18 protein-coding genes and 1 pseudogene are annotated in these 19,736 nt (G+C 66.7%); 17 read left to right on the forward strand and 2 right to left on the reverse strand.

What is annotated here, in order from left to right:
• Positions 1-25: 25 nt before the first annotated feature.
• The 12 genes from pheA to cysM all read left to right on the forward strand — a co-directional run bounded on the left by pheA (position 26) and on the right by cysM (position 13,390).
• On the forward strand, positions 26-1,108 hold the full coding sequence (pheA, locus tag LIG30_RS22665) for a prephenate dehydratase (protein WP_038715683.1): 1,083 nt from the start codon (positions 26-28) through the stop codon (positions 1,106-1,108).
• A gap of 234 nt (positions 1,109-1,342) precedes the next feature.
• Complete coding sequence (gene aroA, locus LIG30_RS27375) at positions 1,343-3,721, forward strand: 3-phosphoshikimate 1-carboxyvinyltransferase (protein WP_235510369.1); 2,379 nt, start codon at positions 1,343-1,345, stop codon at positions 3,719-3,721.
• Positions 3,722-3,735: 14 nt separating this feature from the next.
• The gene (gene cmk, locus LIG30_RS22675) at positions 3,736-4,422 is read left to right on the forward strand and encodes a (d)CMP kinase (protein WP_038715685.1); all 687 of its coding nucleotides are present in this window, start codon (positions 3,736-3,738) and stop codon (positions 4,420-4,422) included.
• Positions 4,423-4,565: 143 nt separating this feature from the next.
• Complete coding sequence (gene rpsA, locus LIG30_RS22680) at positions 4,566-6,278, forward strand: 30S ribosomal protein S1 (protein ID WP_038715686.1); 1,713 nt, start codon at positions 4,566-4,568, stop codon at positions 6,276-6,278.
• A gap of 22 nt (positions 6,279-6,300) precedes the next feature.
• The gene (locus tag LIG30_RS22685) at positions 6,301-6,624 is read left to right on the forward strand and encodes an integration host factor subunit beta (protein WP_038715688.1); all 324 of its coding nucleotides are present in this window, start codon (positions 6,301-6,303) and stop codon (positions 6,622-6,624) included.
• A 211-nt stretch (positions 6,625-6,835) separates the two neighbouring features.
• On the forward strand, positions 6,836-7,129 hold the full coding sequence (locus tag LIG30_RS22690; protein WP_038715691.1) for a LapA family protein: 294 nt from the start codon (positions 6,836-6,838) through the stop codon (positions 7,127-7,129).
• Positions 7,130-7,184: 55 nt separating this feature from the next.
• The gene (lapB, locus tag LIG30_RS22695; protein ID WP_038715692.1) at positions 7,185-8,357 is read left to right on the forward strand and encodes a lipopolysaccharide assembly protein LapB; all 1,173 of its coding nucleotides are present in this window, start codon (positions 7,185-7,187) and stop codon (positions 8,355-8,357) included.
• Between the two features lie 93 nt (positions 8,358-8,450).
• A complete protein-coding gene (locus tag LIG30_RS22700; protein WP_038715693.1) occupies positions 8,451-9,851 on the forward strand; it encodes a UDP-glucose dehydrogenase family protein in 1,401 nt (466 codons plus the stop codon).
• Positions 9,820-10,809, forward strand: a complete 990-nt coding sequence (rfaE1, locus tag LIG30_RS22705) for a D-glycero-beta-D-manno-heptose-7-phosphate kinase (protein ID WP_083494144.1) — start codon at positions 9,820-9,822, stop codon at positions 10,807-10,809. Before LIG30_RS22700 ends, rfaE1 begins: the two co-directional genes overlap by 32 nt.
• A gap of 60 nt (positions 10,810-10,869) precedes the next feature.
• Positions 10,870-11,862: an ADP-glyceromanno-heptose 6-epimerase gene (rfaD, locus tag LIG30_RS22710; protein WP_038715694.1), complete on the forward strand. Its 993-nt coding sequence runs from the start codon at positions 10,870-10,872 to the stop codon at positions 11,860-11,862.
• A gap of 74 nt (positions 11,863-11,936) precedes the next feature.
• Complete coding sequence (locus tag LIG30_RS22715) at positions 11,937-12,284, forward strand: ComEA family DNA-binding protein (RefSeq protein WP_038715724.1); 348 nt, start codon at positions 11,937-11,939, stop codon at positions 12,282-12,284.
• A 203-nt stretch (positions 12,285-12,487) separates the two neighbouring features.
• The gene (gene cysM / locus LIG30_RS22720) at positions 12,488-13,390 is read left to right on the forward strand and encodes a cysteine synthase CysM (protein WP_038715696.1); all 903 of its coding nucleotides are present in this window, start codon (positions 12,488-12,490) and stop codon (positions 13,388-13,390) included.
• Positions 13,391-13,474: 84 nt separating this feature from the next.
• On the opposite strand, the gene mltB is transcribed toward cysM, so the two are convergent.
• Positions 13,475-14,686, reverse strand: coding sequence for a lytic murein transglycosylase B (gene mltB / locus LIG30_RS22725; RefSeq protein WP_038715698.1), 1,212 nt, complete (start codon positions 14,684-14,686; stop codon positions 13,475-13,477).
• Positions 14,687-14,858: 172 nt separating this feature from the next.
• Between mltB and LIG30_RS22730 the strand changes: the two genes are divergently transcribed.
• Complete coding sequence (locus LIG30_RS22730) at positions 14,859-15,782, forward strand: histone deacetylase family protein (RefSeq protein ID WP_038715701.1); 924 nt, start codon at positions 14,859-14,861, stop codon at positions 15,780-15,782.
• 2 nt (positions 15,783-15,784) lie between these two features.
• Here the strand turns inward: LIG30_RS22730 and LIG30_RS22735 are convergent, their stop codons facing one another.
• The gene (locus tag LIG30_RS22735) at positions 15,785-16,693 is read right to left on the reverse strand and encodes an alpha/beta hydrolase (protein WP_038715703.1); all 909 of its coding nucleotides are present in this window, start codon (positions 16,691-16,693) and stop codon (positions 15,785-15,787) included.
• 232 nt (positions 16,694-16,925) lie between these two features.
• On the opposite strand from LIG30_RS22735, the gene LIG30_RS22740 reads away from it, so the two are divergent.
• The 4 genes and pseudogenes from LIG30_RS22740 to LIG30_RS26670 form a co-directional block, all read left to right on the forward strand.
• Positions 16,926-17,960, forward strand: coding sequence for a methionine ABC transporter ATP-binding protein (locus LIG30_RS22740; protein ID WP_038715705.1), 1,035 nt, complete (start codon positions 16,926-16,928; stop codon positions 17,958-17,960).
• A complete protein-coding gene (locus LIG30_RS22745; protein WP_038715706.1) occupies positions 17,950-18,603 on the forward strand; it encodes a methionine ABC transporter permease in 654 nt (217 codons plus the stop codon). Before LIG30_RS22740 ends, LIG30_RS22745 begins: the two co-directional genes overlap by 11 nt.
• A gap of 24 nt (positions 18,604-18,627) precedes the next feature.
• Positions 18,628-19,422, forward strand: coding sequence for a MetQ/NlpA family ABC transporter substrate-binding protein (locus LIG30_RS22750; protein WP_038715709.1), 795 nt, complete (start codon positions 18,628-18,630; stop codon positions 19,420-19,422).
• Positions 19,423-19,646: 224 nt separating this feature from the next.
• Positions 19,647-19,736, forward strand: a pseudogene (locus LIG30_RS26670) (electron transfer flavoprotein subunit beta/FixA family protein); the annotation flags it as partial.

A 19,736-nucleotide genomic window follows, 5' to 3' on the forward strand; every position in this document is an offset into this window, starting at 1 on the left:
CCGGTCATCAGCACGGCAATTACGCATGGACGACGAACTCAATTCCCGCTTGAAACCGCTGCGCGATCGCATCGACGCCATCGACGCGCAGCTGATCGCGCTCCTGAACCAGCGCGCCGCGGTCGCGCTGGAAGTCGGCGAGGTCAAGAAGCATTTCAACGCGCCGGTGTTCCGGCCCGAGCGCGAGCTGCAGGTGATCAACCGCCTGCAGGAGATGAGCGCCGGACCGCTCGCGGGGGAGCACATCAGTGCGATCTGGCGCGAGATCATGGCCGCGAGCCGCGCACTCGAACAGACGATCCACGTCGCGTTCCTCGGGCCGGCAGGCACGTACACCGAACAGGCGATGTTCGAGTATTTCGGCCAGTCGATCGAGGGGCTGCCTTGCCCGTCGATCGACGAGGTGTTCCGTTCGGTCGAGGCGGGTGCCGCGCTGTTCGGCGTCGCGCCGGTCGAGAACTCGACCGAGGGCGCCGTGTCCCGCACGCTGGATCTGCTGCTGCAGACCCGGCTGTTCATCAGCGGCGAGCTGGCGCTGCCGATCCACCATAACCTGCTGACGCAAAGCGGCACGCTCGATGGCGTGAAGCGTATCTGCGCGCATGCGCAGGCGCTTGCCCAGTGCCAGCAGTGGCTCACGGCGAACGCGCCGCAGATCGAGCGTCAGGCCGTGGCGAGCAACGCCGAGGCGGCACGCCTCGCGGCGGCGGATCCCGGCGTGGCCGCGATCGCCGGCGACCGCGCGGCAGCGCATTACGGCCTGCAGGTCGTGTATGCGCAGATCCAGGACGATCCGCACAACCGTACCCGTTTCGTGATCGTCGGCAAGCAGCCGGCGGGGCCGAGCGGCTACGATCAGACCTCGCTGATCGTCTCGGTGAAGAACGAGCCGGGCGCGGTGTTCAAGCTGCTCGAACCGCTCGCTCGGCACGGCGTGTCGATGACGCGCTTCGAGTCGCGCCCGGCGCGGGTCGGGACGTGGGAGTATTACTTCTACATCGATATCGAAGGGCATCGGGACGATGCGTCGGTTGCGGCCGCGCTCGCGGAGCTGGGCCAGAAGGCCGCGTTCCTGAAGATTCTCGGCTCGTATCCACGCGCGCGCTGACGCGGCGCGAGGGGGCCGGCGTCGTGCGACGCCGGTTGGGCCCGGCTGCCGGGCCAGCGGGAGGCCGGTGCGCGCGTCGCACCGGGAAGCGCAGGCAGCCCGGTCGGCGCTGTCGAGGGAGGGTGCGGGAGGTGTCCGGCGCGCGTCGTGCGGCCGGCCGCCGGTCAGGCACCCGGGATTGGGATTTTCAGCGTGGCGCGGCATGGCGCCGGCCCGCGTAACTTGGCTCTTGTCGTGTCAGGCTTTGCATTCAACAAACTGGTCATCTTCGGCGTCGGCCTGATCGGCGGCTCGCTGGCCCGCGCGCTGCGCGAACGCTCGCCGGGCGGGGCGGGCGAGGTCGTCGGCGTCGGCCGTTCGGCGGCGTCGGTCGCGCGCGCACAGGCGCTCGGCGTGATCGATCGCGCGGCGTCGCTCGACGACGACGCCCAGTTGCGCGATGCGCTCGCGGGCGCCGATCTCGTGCTGCTCGCCGCCCCCGTCGCGCAGACGGGCCCGTTGCTCGAGCGGATCGCGCCGTGGCTCGACGCCGCGACGATCGTCACGGACGCCGGCAGCACCAAGTCGGACGCCGTCGCCGCCGCGCGCGACGCGCTCGGTGCGCGGCTCGCGCAATTCGTGCCGGGACACCCGATTGCCGGGCGCGAGTCGAGCGGCGTCGAAGCGGCGCTGCCGGATCTGTACGTCGGCCGCAACGTCGTGCTGTGCCCGCTGCCCGAGAACCGTGACGCGTCTGTCGCGCGGGTCGAGGCGATGTGGCGCGCGACGGGCGCCGACGTGCGCACGATGAGCGCGGCGCAGCACGACCGCGTGTTTGCGTCGGTCAGCCATTTGCCGCACGTGCTGTCGTTCGCGCTCGTCGAGCAGATCCTCGGCGAGCCGGACGCGGAACTGAAATTCTCGTACGCGGCGGGCGGCTTTCGCGACTTCACGCGCATCGCGGCGTCGAGTCCGGAAATGTGGCGCGATGTCTGCATCGCGAACCGCGCCGCGCTGCTCGACGAGCTGGATGGCTACACGCGCGTGCTCGCGCGGCTGCGCGCCGCGATCGACGCGGGCGACGGCGCGGCGCTCGAGGCCGTCTTCGCGCGTTCGCGCGAGGCGCGCTCGGCGTGGCGCGAACGCGGCGGCAAGCCCGCTTCGGACGCAGCCGCCCCGGGAGCATCGGCCACCGGAGTTCTGGCCGCCGGAGTGCCGGCCACCGGGATGCCGGCCACCGAAACGTCGATCGCCGGAGCATCGGCCGCCGGAACGCCGGCCGCCGGGGCGCCGGCCGCCCAAACCGTCAGGAAATATCAGGAAGCATCCATGGACTATCTCGATCTCGGCCCGTACGCCAGCGCGTCGGGCACCGTACGTCTGCCCGGCTCGAAGAGCATCTCGAATCGCGTGCTGTTGCTGGCGGCGCTGTCCGAAGGCGACACGACGATCACCAACCTGCTCGATTCCGACGACACGCGCGTGATGCTCGACGGGCTCGACAAGCTCGGCGTGAAACTCTCGCGCGACGGCGACACCTGCGTGGTGACCGGCACGCGCGGCGCGTTTACCGCGCGGAAGGCCGACCTGTTCCTCGGCAACGCCGGGACGGCGGTGCGGTCGCTGACCGCGGTGCTCGCGGTCAACGGCGGCGACTATCGCGTGCACGGCGTGCCGCGCATGCACGAGCGGCCGATCGGCGACCTCGTCGACGGGCTGCGCCAGATCGGCGCGCAGATCGACTACGAGCACAACGAAGGCTTTCCGCCGCTGCGGATCCGGCCGGCGACGATCTCCGTCGAAGAGCCGATCAAGGTGCGCGGCGACGTGTCGAGCCAGTTCCTGACGGCACTGCTGATGACGCTGCCGCTCGTGAAGACGGAAAGCGGCCAGATCGTCATCACCGTCGATGGCGAGCTGATCTCGAAGCCGTACATCGACATCACGATCAAGCTGATGGAGCGCTTCGGCGTGACCGTCGAGCGCAACGGCTGGCACCAATTCGTGCTGCCGGCGGGCGCCCGCTACCGCTCGCCGGGCCGGATCATGGTCGAGGGCGACGCGTCGTCGGCGTCGTATTTCCTGGCAGCCGGCGCGCTGGGCGGCGGTCCGCTGCGTGTCGAGGGCGTCGGGCGCGACAGCATCCAGGGCGACGTCGGTTTCGCGAACGCGCTGATGAAGATGGGCGCGAACGTGACGATGGGGGACGACTGGATCGAGGTGCGAGGCATCGGCCACGACCACGGCAAGCTCGATCCGATCGACATGGATTTCAACCTGATCCCCGACGCGGCGATGACGATCGCGATCGCGGCGCTGTTCGCCGACGGCACCAGCACGTTGCGCAACATCGGCAGCTGGCGCGTGAAGGAAACCGACCGCATCGCGGCGATGGCGACCGAGCTGCGCAAGCTCGGCGCGACCGTCACGGAAGGGCCGGACTACCTCGCCGTCAAGCCGCCGGCGCGCCTGACGCCGAACGCCGTGATCGACACCTACGACGATCACCGGATGGCGATGTGCTTCTCGCTCGTGAGCCTGGGCGGCGTGCCGGTGCGCATCAACGATCCGAAGTGCGTCGGCAAGACGTTCCCCGACTATTTCGACCGCTTCACCGCAGTCGCGAAAGCCTGACCCCGCATTCCCCAATGAAATCGACTCGACCCTTTCACCCGACCCCGGTCATCACGATCGACGGCCCGACGGCATCCGGCAAAGGCACCGTCGCAGCGCTGGTCGCCGCCCACCTGGGCTTTCACCTGCTCGACAGCGGCGCGCTGTATCGCCTCGCCGCGCTGGCGAGCATGCGCTACGAGATCGCGGCCGACGCGGCCGACGCGCTGGCGAGCCTCGTCGGCGATCTCCACATTACGTTCCGCGAGGGCTGCGCGCAGCTCGACGGGGTCGACGTGTCGGACGAGATCCGCGCCGAGGCGGTCGGCAACCGCGCGTCGGCGATCGCGGTGCATGCGCCGGTGCGGGCCGCACTGGTCGCCCGCCAGCGCGCGTTCCGCAAGACCCCCGGCCTCGTGGCCGACGGCCGCGACATGGGCACGGTGATCTTCCCGGACGCGGTGCTGAAGGTGTTCCTGACGGCCAGCGTCGAGGCGCGCGCGGCCAGACGACATAAGCAATTGATGCAAAAAGGTTTTTCTGCTAATATGGAAGACTTGCTTCGGGATCTTCGTGAACGCGACGCGCGCGACAGCAATCGCGCGGCCGCGCCGCTCAAGCCCGCGGCAGATGCCAGGCTGCTCGACACCTCGGCCCTGTCGATCGAACAATCGGTCGAACAGGTGCTCGGCTGGTACCGGGCGCCCGGCCAGCCCGCCTGAGAAGGCAGGCAGCAGTTGGTGCCCCGTGCCGCAAGCGCGGGGTGTGTATCAACCCTTTTACCCCGTGTGGCCTTCGCTCTGGCCCTTTTAGCCGACCATTCCGGCCGGCGCGGCACTGCGGAACCACGCATATTCCGATTCATATGTCCGACCTGCAAACCTCCAACCCGAATACCGAATCCTTTGCGGCTCTGTTCGAAGAGTCGCTGACCCGCCAAGACATGCGCGCCGGCGAAGTGATCTCCGCCGAAGTCGTGCGTGTCGACCACAATTTCGTGGTCGTCAACGCCGGCCTGAAGTCCGAGGCTTACATTCCCCTCGAGGAATTCCTGAACGATCAGGGCGAGGTTGAGGTTCAGGCGGGCGATTTCGTTTCCGTCGCGATCGACGCGCTGGAAAACGGCTACGGCGACACGATCCTGTCGCGCGACAAGGCGAAGCGCCTTGCATCGTGGCTGTCGCTGGAAAAGGCACTCGACAACAACGAACTCGTCACCGGCACGATCACCGGCAAGGTGAAGGGCGGCATGACCGTGATGGTCAACGGCATCCGCGCGTTCCTGCCGGGTTCGCTGGTCGACACGCGTCCGGTCAAGGACACGACCCCGTACGAAGGCAAGACGCTCGAATTCCGCGTCATCAAGCTCGACCGCAAGCGTAACAACGTCGTGCTGTCGCGCCGCGCAGTGATCGAGGCGACCCAGGGCGAAGAGCGCGCGAAGCTGCTCGAGACGCTCAAGGAAGGCGCGATCGTCAACGGCGTGGTCAAGAACATCACCGACTACGGCGCGTTCGTGGACCTCGGCGGCATCGACGGCCTGCTGCACATCACCGACATCGCATGGCGCCGCGTGCGTCACCCGAGCGAAGTCCTGTCGGTCGGCCAGGAAGTCACCGCGAAGATCCTCAAGTTCGACCAGGAAAAGAACCGCGTCTCGCTGGGCATCAAGCAACTGGGCGACGATCCGTGGGAAGGCATCTCGCGCCGCTACCCGTCGGGCACGCGCCTGTTCGGCAAGGTCACGAACATCACCGACTACGGCGCATTCGTCGAAGTGGAATCGGGCATCGAAGGCCTCGTCCACGTGTCGGAAATGGACTGGACGAACAAGAACGTCGCTCCGTCGAAGGTTGTCCAGCTCGGCGACGAAGTCGAAGTCATGGTCCTCGAGATCGACGAAGACCGTCGTCGTATCAGCCTCGGCATGAAGCAGTGCAAGCCGAATCCGTGGGATGACTTCAGCCGCAACTTCAAGAAGGGCGACAAGCTGACGGGCGCGATCAAGTCGATCACCGACTTCGGCGTGTTCATCGGTCTGCCGGGCGGCATCGACGGCCTGGTCCACCTGTCGGACCTGTCGTGGAGCGAAACGGGCGAAGAAGCAGTTCGCAAGTACAAGAAGGGCGACGAAGTCGAGGCAATCGTGCTCGGCATCGACGTCGAGAAGGAACGCATCTCGCTCGGCATCAAGCAGCTCGAAGGCGATCCGTTCAGCAACTACGTCGCGATGAACGACAAGGGCTCGATCGTCGACGGCATCGTGAAGTCGGTCGACGCGAAGGGTGCGGTCATCACGCTGACGGGCGACATCGAAGGCTACCTGCGCGCATCGGAAATCTCGCAGGATCGCGTCGAAGACGCACGCAACGTGCTGAAGGAAGGCGACAAGGTCAACGCGATGGTGATCAACATCGATCGCAAGTCGCGCGGCATCAACCTGTCGATCAAGGCGAAGGATTCGGCCGAGCAACAGGAAGCGATCCGCGGCCTGCAAGCCGACACCAGCTCTGCTGCAACCGGCACGACCAACCTCGGCGCGCTGCTGAAGGCGAAGCTCGACGGCCAGAACCAGTAAGCCTTACGAGGTCTGCTGAAGTATGACCAAATCCGAGTTGGTCGCACAGCTGGCATCGCGATTTCCGCAACTTGTCCTCAAGGATGCGGATTTCGCGGTGAAAACGATGCTCGATGCGATGTCCGATGCACTGTCCAAAGGGCATCGCATCGAAATTCGGGGTTTCGGCAGCTTCGGCCTCAACCGTCGCCCGGCGCGCGTCGGGCGCAACCCGAAGTCGGGGGAGAAAGTGCAGGTGCCAGAGAAGTACGTGCCGCACTTCAAGCCCGGCAAGGAATTGCGTGAACGCGTCGACGGCCGGGCCGGCGAGCCGTTGAAGGCTGAAGATCCGGATGGCGATCAGTAAGCGTCGTTCGGCACGCTCGGAATCCGTCCAGCACGGCTAAAGAAAAGCGCCCCTCGCGGGCGCTTTTTCATTTCCGGCCGCCGTGCGTGGCGGATGCGATCGCATCGGATGCGCTGACGCGGAAACGCATCCTTTACAATACGGGTCGATTCGGCGTGGCAACGTGGTGCCGCTCGCGCCGCAGGGAAATCTCAATCAACGAGAGGGCTTTATGAAGGTGATCGTCTGGCTGATCCGGGTATTGGTGTTCGTGCTGCTGCTGGTGCTTGCCCTGGCCAACACGCAAAGCGCGACGCTGAATTTCCTCGCGGGCTACGCGTGGCAAGCGCCGCTGATCCTGATCGGTCTCGCCTTCTTCGCGGTCGGCCTGATCGCCGGCCTGCTTTCCGCGCTGCCGTCATTCGTCCGCATGCGGCTCGAAAACGGGCGCCTGAAGCGCGACCTGCGCGCGGCGCGCGAAACCCCTGCCGTCATCGACCAACCGCCGATGCCGCCTGTCATTTGATGACTCACGGACCGCGCGCGCCGCGCGGTTCTTCGTTTCCGCTTCGATAATTCGCATGGATCTGGATTTTTGGTGGTTGCTCGCGATTCCGGTCGCATTCGCGCTGGGCTGGGCGGCGTCACGCTATGACCTGAAGAAGATGCTGTCGGAAAGCGCGACGCTGCCGCGCTCGTATTTCCGAGGCCTGAATTTTCTGCTGAACGAACAGCCTGACAAGGCGATCAACGCGTTCATCGAAGTTGCCAAGCTCGATCCGGAAACGGTCGAGCTGCATTTCGCGCTCGGCAACCTGTTCCGCCGCCGCGGCGAGACGGATCGCGCGATTCGCGTGCATCAGAACCTGCTGAGCCGTACCGACCTGCCGGTCAACGAGCGCGATCACGCACTCTACGAGCTCGGGCAGGATTTCCTGAAGGCGGGGCTGCTCGACCGCGCAGAAGAAACGTTCCACATGCTGGCCGACGGCGATTATGCGCTCGGCGCGCAGCGCTCGCTGCTGGCGATCTACGAGATCGAAAAGGACTGGAACAAGTCGATCGATACCGCGAAGCGCATCGAGTCGATGGGGGCGGGCTCGCTCGACACCGAAATCGCGCAGTTCCACTGCGAGCTGGCGCAGGACGCGCTGCAGCGCAAGCAGGCGGATGCGGCTGCGGACCAGTTGCGCCTCGCGCTGGTCGCGAATCCGCAGAACGTCCGCGCGACGATCCTGTCCGGCGACGCGGCTGCGGCGGGGGGCGATCACGCGGCGGCGATCGAGCACTGGAAGCGCGTGGAAGGGCAGAATGCCGCCTATCTGCCGCTCGTCGCCGACAAACTGATGAAGTCGTACGTCGCGCTCGATCGCGCGGCCGAAGGCGCCGCGCTGCTGATGGGCTACGTCGACCATTACCCGTCGAACGACCTGCTCGACGTCGCGTACCAGCACATCGCCGCGCTGCGAGGCCAGGACGACGCGCATCTGCTGGCGCGCACGCAGATGGAGAAATCGCCGAATCTGTCCGGCATGCTGCACTTGCTCGACGCGCAGATCGCGGCGGCCGACGACACGCGTCGCAAGGAGCTTGAAATGATGCGTGCGCTGATCAAGCAGCGCACCAAAAATCTGCCACGGTATACGTGCCAGAATTGCGGTTTCCGGGCACGGCTCTTTTACTGGCAATGCCCCGGGTGCAGCGGCTGGGAAACCTATGCGCCGCGCCGCGTCGAGCCGGCCGTGCCGAACTGATCCCGGTCGGCAGGGCGCGCCCGAAGCGGCGGCCGCCGGGTCTTGCCCGGCGGCCCAGTTAGTCAATCACCGGGAAGAATCACCGGAACATCTATGAAAATCACCATCATCGGCACGGGCTATGTGGGTCTCGTCACCGGCGCGTGCCTCGCTGAAATCGGTCATGACGTCTTCTGCCTGGACGTCGATCCGCGCAAGATCGACATCCTGAACAACGGCGGGATGCCGATCCACGAGCCCGGCCTGCAGGAGATCATCACGCGCAATTGCGCGGCGGGCCGGCTCAGGTTCTCGACCGACATCGAGGCGAGCGTCGCGCATGGCGAGATCCAGTTCATCGCGGTCGGCACGCCGCCGGACGAGGACGGCTCCGCCGACCTGCAATACGTGCTCGAGGCGGCGCGCAACATCGGCCGGCATATGACCGGCTTCAAGGTGATCGTAGACAAGTCGACCGTGCCGGTCGGCACCGCGCAGCGCGTGCAAGGTGTCGTCGAAGAGGCGCTGGCCGCGCGCGGGCTCGCGGGCAGTGTCGCGCATCGCTTCTCGGTCGTCTCGAATCCGGAGTTTCTCAAGGAAGGTGCCGCGGTCGACGACTTCATGCGGCCGGACCGGATCATCATCGGCGTCGAGAGCGACGAGACCGGCGCGATCGCGCGCGAGAAGATGAAGACGCTTTACGCGCCGTTCAACCGTAATCACGAGCGCACGATCTACATGGACGTGCGTTCGGCGGAATTCGCGAAGTACGCGGCAAATGCGATGCTCGCGACGCGCATCTCGTTCATGAACGAGATGTCGAACCTGGCCGACAAGGTCGGTGCCGACATCGAGGCGGTGCGGCGCGGAATCGGCTCGGATCCGCGCATCGGCTATCACTTCCTGTATGCGGGCGTCGGCTATGGCGGCTCGTGCTTCCCGAAGGACGTGCAGGCGCTGATCCGCACCGCGAGCGAGAACGGCCAGCCGCTGCGCATTCTCGAAGCGGTCGAGGAGGCCAACCACGCGCAGAAGAGCGTGCTGCTCGGCAAGATCGAGCGCTGCTTCGGCGCCGACCTGAGCGGCCGCGAATTCGCGGTCTGGGGCCTGGCGTTCAAGCCGAACACCGACGACATGCGCGAAGCGCCGAGCCGCCGCCTGATCGAGGCGCTGCTCGAGCGCGGCGCGGCCGTGCGCGCGTACGATCCGGTCGCGCTCGACGAGGCGCGGCGCGTGTTCGCGCTGGATCTGGGCGAGGGCTCGGACGCGCTGTCGCGCCTGCACTTCGTCGATACGAAGGACGCGGCGGTCATCGGCGCAGACGCGCTCGTGATCGTCACCGAGTGGAAGGAGTTCAAGAGCCCGGATTTCGCCCGTCTCAAGGCGGAACTGAAGGCGCCGACGATCTTCGACGGACGCAACCTGTACGAGCCGGACGAGATGGCCGAACTCGGCATCGACTACTATGCAATCGGACGTCCCCATGTCGATCCCCAGGCTTTCTCCCGTGGCTGAGCGCACGATGGCCGTGCCCGGCCAGCCCGGCCCGGTGCCGCGTGACCAGCTCGCGCGCGCGCGCGTGCTGGTCGTCGGCGACGTGATGCTCGATCGCTACTGGTTCGGCAACGTCGACCGCATCTCGCCGGAAGCGCCGGTGCCGGTCGTGCACGTGCAGCGCCAGGAAGAGCGTCTCGGCGGCGCGGCGAACGTCGCACGCAATGCGGTGACGCTCGGCGCGCAGGCCGGGCTGCTCTGTGTCGTCGGCTGCGACGAGCCGGGCGAGCGGATCGTCGAGCTGCTCGGCAGCAGCGGCGTCACGCCGTATCTCGAACGCGATCCCAAGCTGCCGACGACGATCAAGCTGCGGGTGCTCGCGCGCCAGCAGCAGCTGCTGCGCGTCGACTTCGAAGCAACGCCGACGCACGAAGTGCTGCTCGCGGGACTCGCGCGCTTCGACGCGCTGCTGCCGCAGCACGACGTGATCCTGATGTCGGACTACGCGAAAGGCGGCCTCACGCACGTGACGACGATGATCGCGAAGGCGCGCGCGGCGGGCAAGCCAGTGCTCGTCGATCCGAAGGGCGACGACTGGGAGCGCTATCGCGGCGCGTCGCTGATCACGCCGAATCGCGCGGAGCTGAGCGAGGTCGTCGGACACTGGAAGTCGGAGGACGATCTGCGCGAACGGGTCGCGAAGTTGCGTGCGGCGCTCGACATCGATGCACTGCTGCTCACGCGCTCGGAGGAGGGCATGACGCTGTTCTCCGGTGACGGCGAGCTGCATGCGCCGGCGCTTGCGCGCGAGGTGTACGACGTGTCCGGCGCGGGCGACACGGTGATCGCGACCGTCGCGACGATGCTCGGCGCGGGCGTGCCGCTCGTCGACGCGGTCGTGCTCGCGAATCGCGCGGCCGGGATCGTGGTCGGCAAGCTGGGCACCGCCACGGTGGACTACGACGAACTGTTTCATTGAGCGCGCGTGCGGCGCGGTTGCGCCGGGCGTGTGCCGCAACTTTCTTCAGGCAGGACGATCATGACTATCATCGTCACCGGCGCGGCCGGTTTCATCGGCGCGAATCTCGTGAAGGCGCTCAACGAGCGCGGCGAGACGCGCATCATCGCGGTCGACAACCTGACGCGCGCGGACAAGTTCCGGAATCTCGTCGATTGCGAGATCGACGACTATCTCGACAAGACCGAATTCGTCGAGCGCTTCGCGCGCGGCGAGTTCGGCAAGGTGCGCGCGGTGTTCCACGAAGGCGCCTGCTCGGACACGATGGAAACCGACGGCCGCTACATGATGGACAACAACTTCCGCTACAGCCGCGCGGTGCTCGATGCCTGCCTCGCGCAGGGCGCGCAGTTCCTCTATGCGTCGTCGGCGGCGGTTTACGGCGGCTCGACGCGTTTCGTCGAGGAGCGCGAGGTCGAGGCGCCGCTCAACGTCTACGGCTACTCGAAGTTCCTGTTCGACCAGGTGATCCGCCGTGTGCTGCCGAGCGCGAAGAGCCAGATCGCGGGCTTTCGCTATTTCAACGTGTACGGTCCGCGCGAGACGCACAAGGGCCGCATGGCGTCGGTCGCGTTCCACAACTTCAACCAGTTCCGCGCGGAAGGCAAGGTCAAGCTGTTCGGCGAATACAACGGCTACGGCCCGGGCGAGCAGACGCGCGACTTCGTGTCGGTGGAGGACGTCGCGAAGGTCAACCTGTTCTTCTTCGATCATCCGGAGAAGTCGGGCATCTTCAATCTCGGCACCGGGCGCGCGCAGCCGTTCAACGACATCGCGACGAGCGTGGTCAACACGCTGCGCGCGCTCGACAACCTGCCGCCGCTGACGCTCGCGCAGCAGGTCGAGCAGGGCCTGATCGAGTACGTGCCGTTCCCGGACGCGCTGCGCGGCAAGTATCAGTGCTTCACGCAGGCGGACCAGTCGAAGCTGCGCGCGGCCGGCTACGACGCGCCGTTCCTGACGGTGCAGGAAGGCGTCGACCGCTACGTGCGCTGGCTGTTCGGCCAACTGTAAGCGCGTCGTTCGAATCCCTAGACTGGGTCTCACGGTCGGCGGCCGCCGACCGTTTTCACATGGAGATCCAGAACATGATCAGGAAATGGTTCGCCGCGGTGGCGATGGTGGGCGCGATGATGCCGGCGTGGGCCGCGGTCGACGTGAATACCGCGGGCGAGGATGCGCTCGTCGGCATCAAGGGCATCGGCCCGGCACGGGCGAAGGCCATTCTCGACGAGCGCACGGCGCACGGCCCGTTCAAGAGTGCGGAGGATCTGGCGTCGCGCGTGAAGGGCATGGGCGGCCACACCGTCGAACGCCTGCAGCGCGAGGGGCTGGCGATCGGTGCCGCGCCCGCCGCGCGCGCGCCCGCGGCCGTGCCGGTGACCGGGTCGGCGGCTCCGCCGAAACCCGCCGGCGCCCGCGCTGCGCAGAAATAGCGGGGGCGCTGCTCGCAGGAAAGGCTCCTTCAGCCGCCCTGATGCGGCGGTTTCCCGCGGCATGCCGCGGGTTTTTTGCGTGCGAGGGCGGTGCGGCCCGACGCCGCAACGGTATTTCATCGTCGCGAAGGGGGTAGCCGGCGCGGCCGCCGTCGCTGGTTTACAATCGATCGATTGATCGGCATCGCATTCACGGTACCTCCATGGCATACAAAACTATCGAAGACACGATCGGCAACACGCCGCTCGTGCAACTGGTCCGCCTGCCGGACGACGAGATTCGCGCGCGCAACAACGTGATTCTCGCGAAGCTGGAAGGCAACAATCCGGCCGGGTCCGTGAAGGATCGTCCGGCGCTGTCGATGATCCGCAAGGCGGAGGAGCGCGGGCGCATCAAGCCCGGCGACACGCTGATCGAGGCGACGAGCGGCAATACCGGCATCGCGCTGGCGATGGCCGCGGCGATCCGCGGCTACAAGATGGTGCTGATCATGCCGGAGGACCTGTCCGTCGAGCGCCGCCAGAGCATGGCGGCCTATGGCGCCGAGATCATCCTCACGCCGGTGAAGGGCGGCATGGAGCTCGCGCGCGATCTCGCCGACGAGATGCAGCGTGAAGGCAAGGGCGTGATCCTCGACCAGTTCGCGAACCTCGACAATCCGCTCGCGCACTACGAAGCGACGGGGCCGGAAATCTGGCGCGACACCGAAGGCCGCATCACGCACTTCGTGTCGGCGATGGGCACGACGGGCACGATCATGGGCGTGTCGCAGTATCTGAAGGAGCAGAGCCCGACAATCGAGATCGTCGGCGCGCAACCGGAGGAAGGCTCGCGCATTCCCGGCATCCGCAAGTGGCCCGAGGCCTACCTGCCGAAGATCTTCGACCGCAGCCGTATCGACCGCGTCGAAAACGTGAGCCAGGGCGCGTCCGAAGCGATGGCCCGCAAGCTCGCGGCCGTCGAGGGCATCTTCTGCGGCATCTCGTCGGGCGGCGCGTGCGAAGTCGCGATGCGCATCGCGCGTCAGGTCGAGAATGCGACGATCGTGTTCATCGTCTGCGATCGCGGCGACCGCTATCTGTCGACCGGCGTGTTCCCTGCATAAGTCAGCCTGCGGTATCAGACCGCCTGCGGCATCAAACGAAAAAAGCGCCACTCGGCGCTTTTTTTCGTTGTGGGGGCGGCGCGCTTATTGCGGCTGCGCGCTTGCGCTCGCCCGCGCGAGGCCGCCCGTCGCGTCCAGCTGCGCCTTCACGCTTTCGCCGAGCTGGTAGACCGCGAGCGCATAGAAGAAGCTGCGGTTGTAGCGGGTCAGCACGTAGAAATTGTTGAGGCCCAGCATGTATTCGGTCGCACGCCCCGGCGACGGCAGGTCGACGATCGTCACGGGCGTGCTCGCTTCGGACGCGACGTTCAGCGACGGTTCGTTGAGCGTGAGGCCCGCGCGCAGCAGTTGCGACAACGCCCAGTGCGGTTCCGGCTGACCGTCCGCGGCGGCCTGCGCGACGCCCTGGCTGCCCATGTCGGGCGCGATCTGCCAGACCACCGGCCGATCGGTTTCCCAGCCGTGCTGCTTCAGATAGTTGGCGACGCTGCCGATCGCGTCGGCCGGGCTGCTGCGCAGGTCGATATGGCCGTTGCCTTCGTAATCGACCGCGTAGTCGCGAATGCTGCTCGGCAGGAACTGCGGGATGCCGATCGCGCCGGTGTACGAACCGAGCACCGTGGTCGGGTCGAGCTGGCTGTCGCGCGTCCAGACGAGGAAGTCCTCGAGGTTCTTGCGGAACGTCGCCTGGCGGCTTTCGCGATTCGGCGTGTCCGGGTAGTCGAACGTGAGCGTCGTCAGCGCATCGAGCACGCGGAAATTGCCCATGTAGCGACCATAGATCGTCTCGACGCCGATGATGCCGACGATCACCTCGGGCGGCACGCCGAACTGTTCGGACGCGCGCTGCAACGTCGCCTGGTTCGCACGCCAGAACTTCACGCCCGCATTGATGCGAATCGGCTCGATGAAGCGCGAGCGGTACACGCGCCAGTTCTTGACCGTGGGCGACGGCGCGGGCATCACGAGCTTGACGGCCGTCGCCGAATAGCTCGTGCGTGCGAACAGCGCGTGCAGGCGGGCGGGATCGAAATCGTAGCGGCTCACCATCTCGCTGACGAACGCATCGATCTTCGGGTTGTTCGCGTAGCGCTGCGGCACGATCTCTTCTTCGAAGGTCTGGCCGGGCGTCGTCGGCTGCTGGGGCTGGCCCTGCGCGACGGTGAGCTTGCCGGCCGCGCGTGCCGGCGCCTGCGTTTGCGCGAACCCGGACGTCGCGAACAGGGCGGCGAGGGCGGCGGCAACGAGCGGGAGACGGGCACGGGAAAGAGAGGTGGCGGGCTTCTTGTAATTCATGGCGAACCGGAGCGGACAAGGCGAATGTGTTCGGCGCAGTATAACCGACGCGTTCGCTGCGCCGAGCCGAACCGGGCGTACGATGTGGTAAGTTAGCGGCGAATTCGCGCAAGACGATTTACAACATTGAGATGGGAGACCCGCAGCGCCCCGCGCGCTGCGTACGACGCTTATGGCAACCGCCTTTTATACCCACCCCGACTGCATGCTGCATGAGATGGGGGAGTGGCACCCGGAATGCCCGGCCCGCCTGTCGGCGATCCAGGATCAACTGATCGCGAGCCGGATCGACGATCTGATCGTGCACGAGACCGCGCCGTTCGCGAGCGAAGCCGCGCTCGCGCGCGTGCATACGCAAGCGCACATCGATTACATCCGCAGCAAGGTGCCGGCCGAGGGCTACGTCGAGATCGATCCGGATACGTCGATGAACCGCTATACGTGGCGGGCGGCGCTGCATGCGGCCGGCGCCGCGGTGGCCGCGACCGATGCGGTGATCGACGGGCGTTACAGCAATGCGTTCTGCAGCGTGAGGCCGCCCGGCCATCACGCGGAGCCTGCGCGCGCGATGGGCTTCTGCTTCTTCAACAACGTCGCGATCGCCGCGCGGCATGCGCTCGACGTGCACGGGCTCGAGCGCGTCGCGATCATCGATTTCGACGTGCATCACGGCAACGGCACCGAAGCGGCGTTCGCGAACGACGAGCGGGTGCTGATGTGCAGCTTCTTTCAGCATCCGCTGTATCCGTTCTCCGGCGCCGATCATCCGGCGCCGAACATGGTCAACCTGCCGATGCCGGCGCGCAGCAACGGTCTCGCGATCCGCGAGGCGGTCGACATGCTGTGGCTGCCGCGCCTCGACGCGTTCAAGCCGCAGATGCTGTTCGTGTCCGCGGGTTTCGATGCGCACCGGGAGGACGACGTCGGCAACCTCGGTCTCGTCGAGGCCGACTTCGAATGGCTGACCGCGCAGATCGTCGATATCGCGCGCCGTCACGCGCAAGGCCGCATCGTCAGCTGTCTCGAGGGCGGCTACAACCTGTCCGCACTCGGGCGCAGCGTCGTCGCGCATCTGCGCGTGCTGGCCGGCATCTGAATTCAGCGCGCGGGCGCGCGTGCGGTGATCCACGCGATCAGCGCGTCGATCACGCGCTCGCGCTCGAGGTCGTTCATGGTTTCGTGAAAGCCCTCGTCGTACAGCGTGAGCGTACGGTCGGGCGAGCCCGCGTGCGCGCCGAACGCGCGGCTGCCGTCCGGCTCGGTCAGCTTGTCGCGGGTGCCATGATAGACGAGCACCGGCACGCGCAGCACGCCGCGGCCGCGCTCGATGCGCGCCATCGCGTCGAGGATTTCCGCGCCGGTGCGTGCGGGCACCGGGCCGTGATGCACGAGCGGGTCGGCGAGGTTGGCCGCGACGACGGCCGGATCGCGCGACAGCAGCGCGGCGTCGATCCGGATCGCCGGGAAGGTCGGCCACACGCGGCTGATGAAGCGGCTCATCGCGAGCATCCAGCGCGGCACGTCGCGCCCCGGCGCCAGCGCCGGGCTCGACAGCACGAGGCCGGCCGGCGCGCGGCCGCGTGCCGGTGCGCGCTCGATCGCGTATAGCGCGGCGATCGCGCCGCCCATGCTGTGTCCCATCAGGAACAGCGGCGCGCCGTCGAGTTCCGCCGCCGACACGAGCGCGTCGGCGTCAGTCAGGTAGTCGTCGAAGCGCTCGACCCACGCGCGCTTGCCCGGCGAGCGGCCGTGACCGCGCAGGTCCACGGCGACGACGTCGATGCCGGCCGCGTTCAGGCGCGCGGCAAGCGCTTCGTATCGCCCGGCGTGCTCGGCGAGCCCGTGCAAGAGCGCGACCGTCGCGCGTGGCGGCGCGCCGTTGCGAGCCGGCCATTTGTAGCACGCCAGGGCCAGCCCGTCGGCGGTGCGCAGCCGCGCCGTGAGCGGCGGGTGCGCGGCGGCCGGGCTGGCGGGTGCGGTGGCCGAAGCGGCGGTGGCAGCGTTCATCTGGCATCTCCCGTGGGGCGGTGGGTGGGCGGGTTCCCGATCATAGACGCGGCGCGCACGGCACGAACCGGCATTGCCCTCTAATTTCGTGTGGTTATGAAAAGATCGGAATCGATTATTAAGTGGAATTAGCTGGTTGCGGTAAAATTGCCGGCTATTTCCAGGATGCATCGGCGGCCGACTGGCGGAGCCCGGGACGTTTGGCTCCTCAGCCGTCCGCCGTTTTGTTTACATGATCGAATTACGCAATCTGTCGCAGCGCTTCGCGGGCCCGCAGGGGTGGGTCGAGGCGCTGCACAACGTCAATCTGTCGATTCCGCAGGGCGAGGTGTTCGGCATCATCGGCCGAAGCGGCGCGGGCAAGAGCACGCTCGTGCGCACCATCAACCTGCTGACGCGGCCGACCGAGGGCAACGTGGTGGTTGGCGGGCACGACCTGACGATGTTGCCGGCACGCGAGCTGCGCGAGGCGCGTCGCGAGATCGGCATGATCTTCCAGCACTTCAACCTGCTGTCGTCGCGCACGGTGTACGAGAACGTCGCGCTGCCGCTCGAGCTGGCCGGCGCGAGCCGCGCCGAGATCGAGGCGGCGGTGCTGCCGCTGCTCGACCTCGTCGGGCTGTCCGCGCAGAAGGACCGCTATCCGGCGCAGATCAGCGGCGGCCAGAAGCAGCGCGTCGGCATTGCGCGCGCGCTCGCGAGCAAGCCGAAGGTGCTGCTGTCGGACGAGGCGACGTCGGCGCTCGACCCGGAAACGACGCGCGCGATTCTCGACCTGCTCAAGCGCATCAACCGCGAGCTGGGCCTCACGATCGTGCTGATCACGCACCAGATGGAAGTGATCAAGCAGGTGTGCGACCGCGTCGCGGTGCTTGATGCGGGGCGCGTCGTCGAGGAAGGCAAGGTGATCGACGTGTTCCTGCAGCCGCATCACGAGGTGACGCGCGCGCTGATCGGCGACGTGATCGCGCAGGAGCTGCCGCCCGCGATGAAGGCGCGCGTCGCCGAGCGCCTGAAGACGGGCCGCGGCCATCTGCTGCGCCTCGCGTTCACGGGCACGGGCGTCGATCAGCCGATCCTGTCGGAGACGATTCGCCGCTTCGCGCTCGATTTCAACATCCTGCATGGCCAGATCGACGAGATCCAGGGCCAGGCATTCGGTTCGCTCGCGGTGCTCGCGGGCGGCGAGCCGGGCAACGTCGGGCAGGCGCTCGCGTTCCTGCGCGAGCAAGGTGTGGTGGTGGAGGAGCTTTCGTATGTTGAGTGAGATGTTCGATATGTTCGTGCAGTCGTTCTGGGAGACGCTGATCATGGTCGGCATCTCCGGGGCGGTCGGCGCGCTCGTCGGCCTGCCGCTCGGTGTGCTGCTCTACCTGACCGACCGTCAGGGCGTGCTGCAGAATCTCGCGTTGAACCGCGTGCTCGGCGGCGTCGTGAACGCGGTGCGCTCGACGCCGTTCATCATCCTGCTGGTCGCGGTGATCCCGTTTACGCGGCTCATCACCGGCTCGTCGATCGGCACCGCCGCAGCCGTCGTGCCACTGACGCTCGCGGCCGCGCCGTTCGTCGCGCGGCTCGTCGAGACGGCGCTGCGCGAGGTCGATCGCGGGCTGATCGAAGCCGCGCAGTCGATGGGCGCGACGACGTCGCAGATCGTTTTCAAGGTGCTGCTGCCGGAATCGTTGCCGGGCATCATCGCCGGGCTGACGATCACGTTCGTGTCGCTCGTCGGCTATTCGGCGATGGCGGGTGCGATCGGCGGCGGCGGACTCGGCGATCTGGGCATCCGCTACGGTTACCAGCGCTACCTGCCGGAAGTGATGTGGACGGTCGTCGCGATCCTGATCGTGTTCGTTCAGCTCGTACAATCGTTCGGCGACTGGCTGGTGCGGCGGTTGAGCCATAAATAACGACAACGTATCCGGAGACATTCGATGCAACGACGAATCATGCTGAAGCTCGCGGCGGCGCTCGGCGCAGCCGCGCTGTTCGCGGGCGCGCAGGCCCATGCCGAGACCATCAAGGTCGGCGTGACGGGCGGCCCGCACGCGCAGGTGATGGAAGCGGTGAAGAAGGTGGCGGCGAAGCGCGGCCTCGACATCACGATCGTCGAATTCTCCGATTACGTGCAGCCGAACGCCGCGCTGGCCGCAGGCGATCTCGACGCAAACAGCTACCAGCACGATCCGTATCTGCAGGCGCAGGTGAAGGATCGCGGCTACAAGCTGATCAAGATCGCGGAGACCGTCACGTTTCCGATGGGCATCTACTCGAAGCGCGTGAAGTCGCTCGCGGAGCTGAAGCCGGGCGCGCGCGTCGCGATCCCGAACGATCCGACCAACGGCGGCCGCGCGCTGCTGCTGCTGCAGAAGCAGGGGCTCCTGAAGCTGCGTGCCGACGCCGGGCTGAAGGCGACGCGCCTCGACATCGTCGAGAACCCGAAAAAACTGAAGATCGTCGAACTGGACGCCGCGCAGATCCCGCGCTCGCTCGCCGACGTCGACGCCGCCGCGATCAACACCAACTTCGCGATGGAAGCAGGGTTGAAACCCAGGCAGGATGCGATCGCGATCGAGGATCCGAACGGACCGTACGCGAACATCATCGCGATCCGCGAGGCCGACAAGGGCAAGCCGTGGGTGGCGAAGCTCGTGGCGGCCTATCATTCGCCCGAGGTGAAGCAATTCATCGAGGGCAAGTTCGGCGGCGCCGTGATCGCGGCCTGGTAGTGCGTGGTGTGCGGATGCCGGTGATTAGAATCGATGATCGAAAACCCGGGCTATCCGTCCGGGTTTTTTCCCTCTTAAAATAGAACGACCGTTCGCTATTGCCGGGGCGCCGAAGAGGAGCGCTATCCTCGATAGCCATGATGGATTGGCCCGCCTGGTCGCGTAGTATCGAGGCCTCGCTATAAAATGGCCGCTGGTCGTATTCGTAACTTTGGAGCGTGTGCATGAAAATCCTGGTGCCTGTGAAAAGAGTGGTCGATTACAACGTGAAGGTCCGCGTGAAGTCGGACAATACGGGTGTCGACATTGCGAAC

It is taken from the genome of Burkholderia sp. lig30 (assembly GCF_000687455.2).
Lineage (GTDB): Bacteria > Pseudomonadota > Gammaproteobacteria > Burkholderiales > Burkholderiaceae > Burkholderia.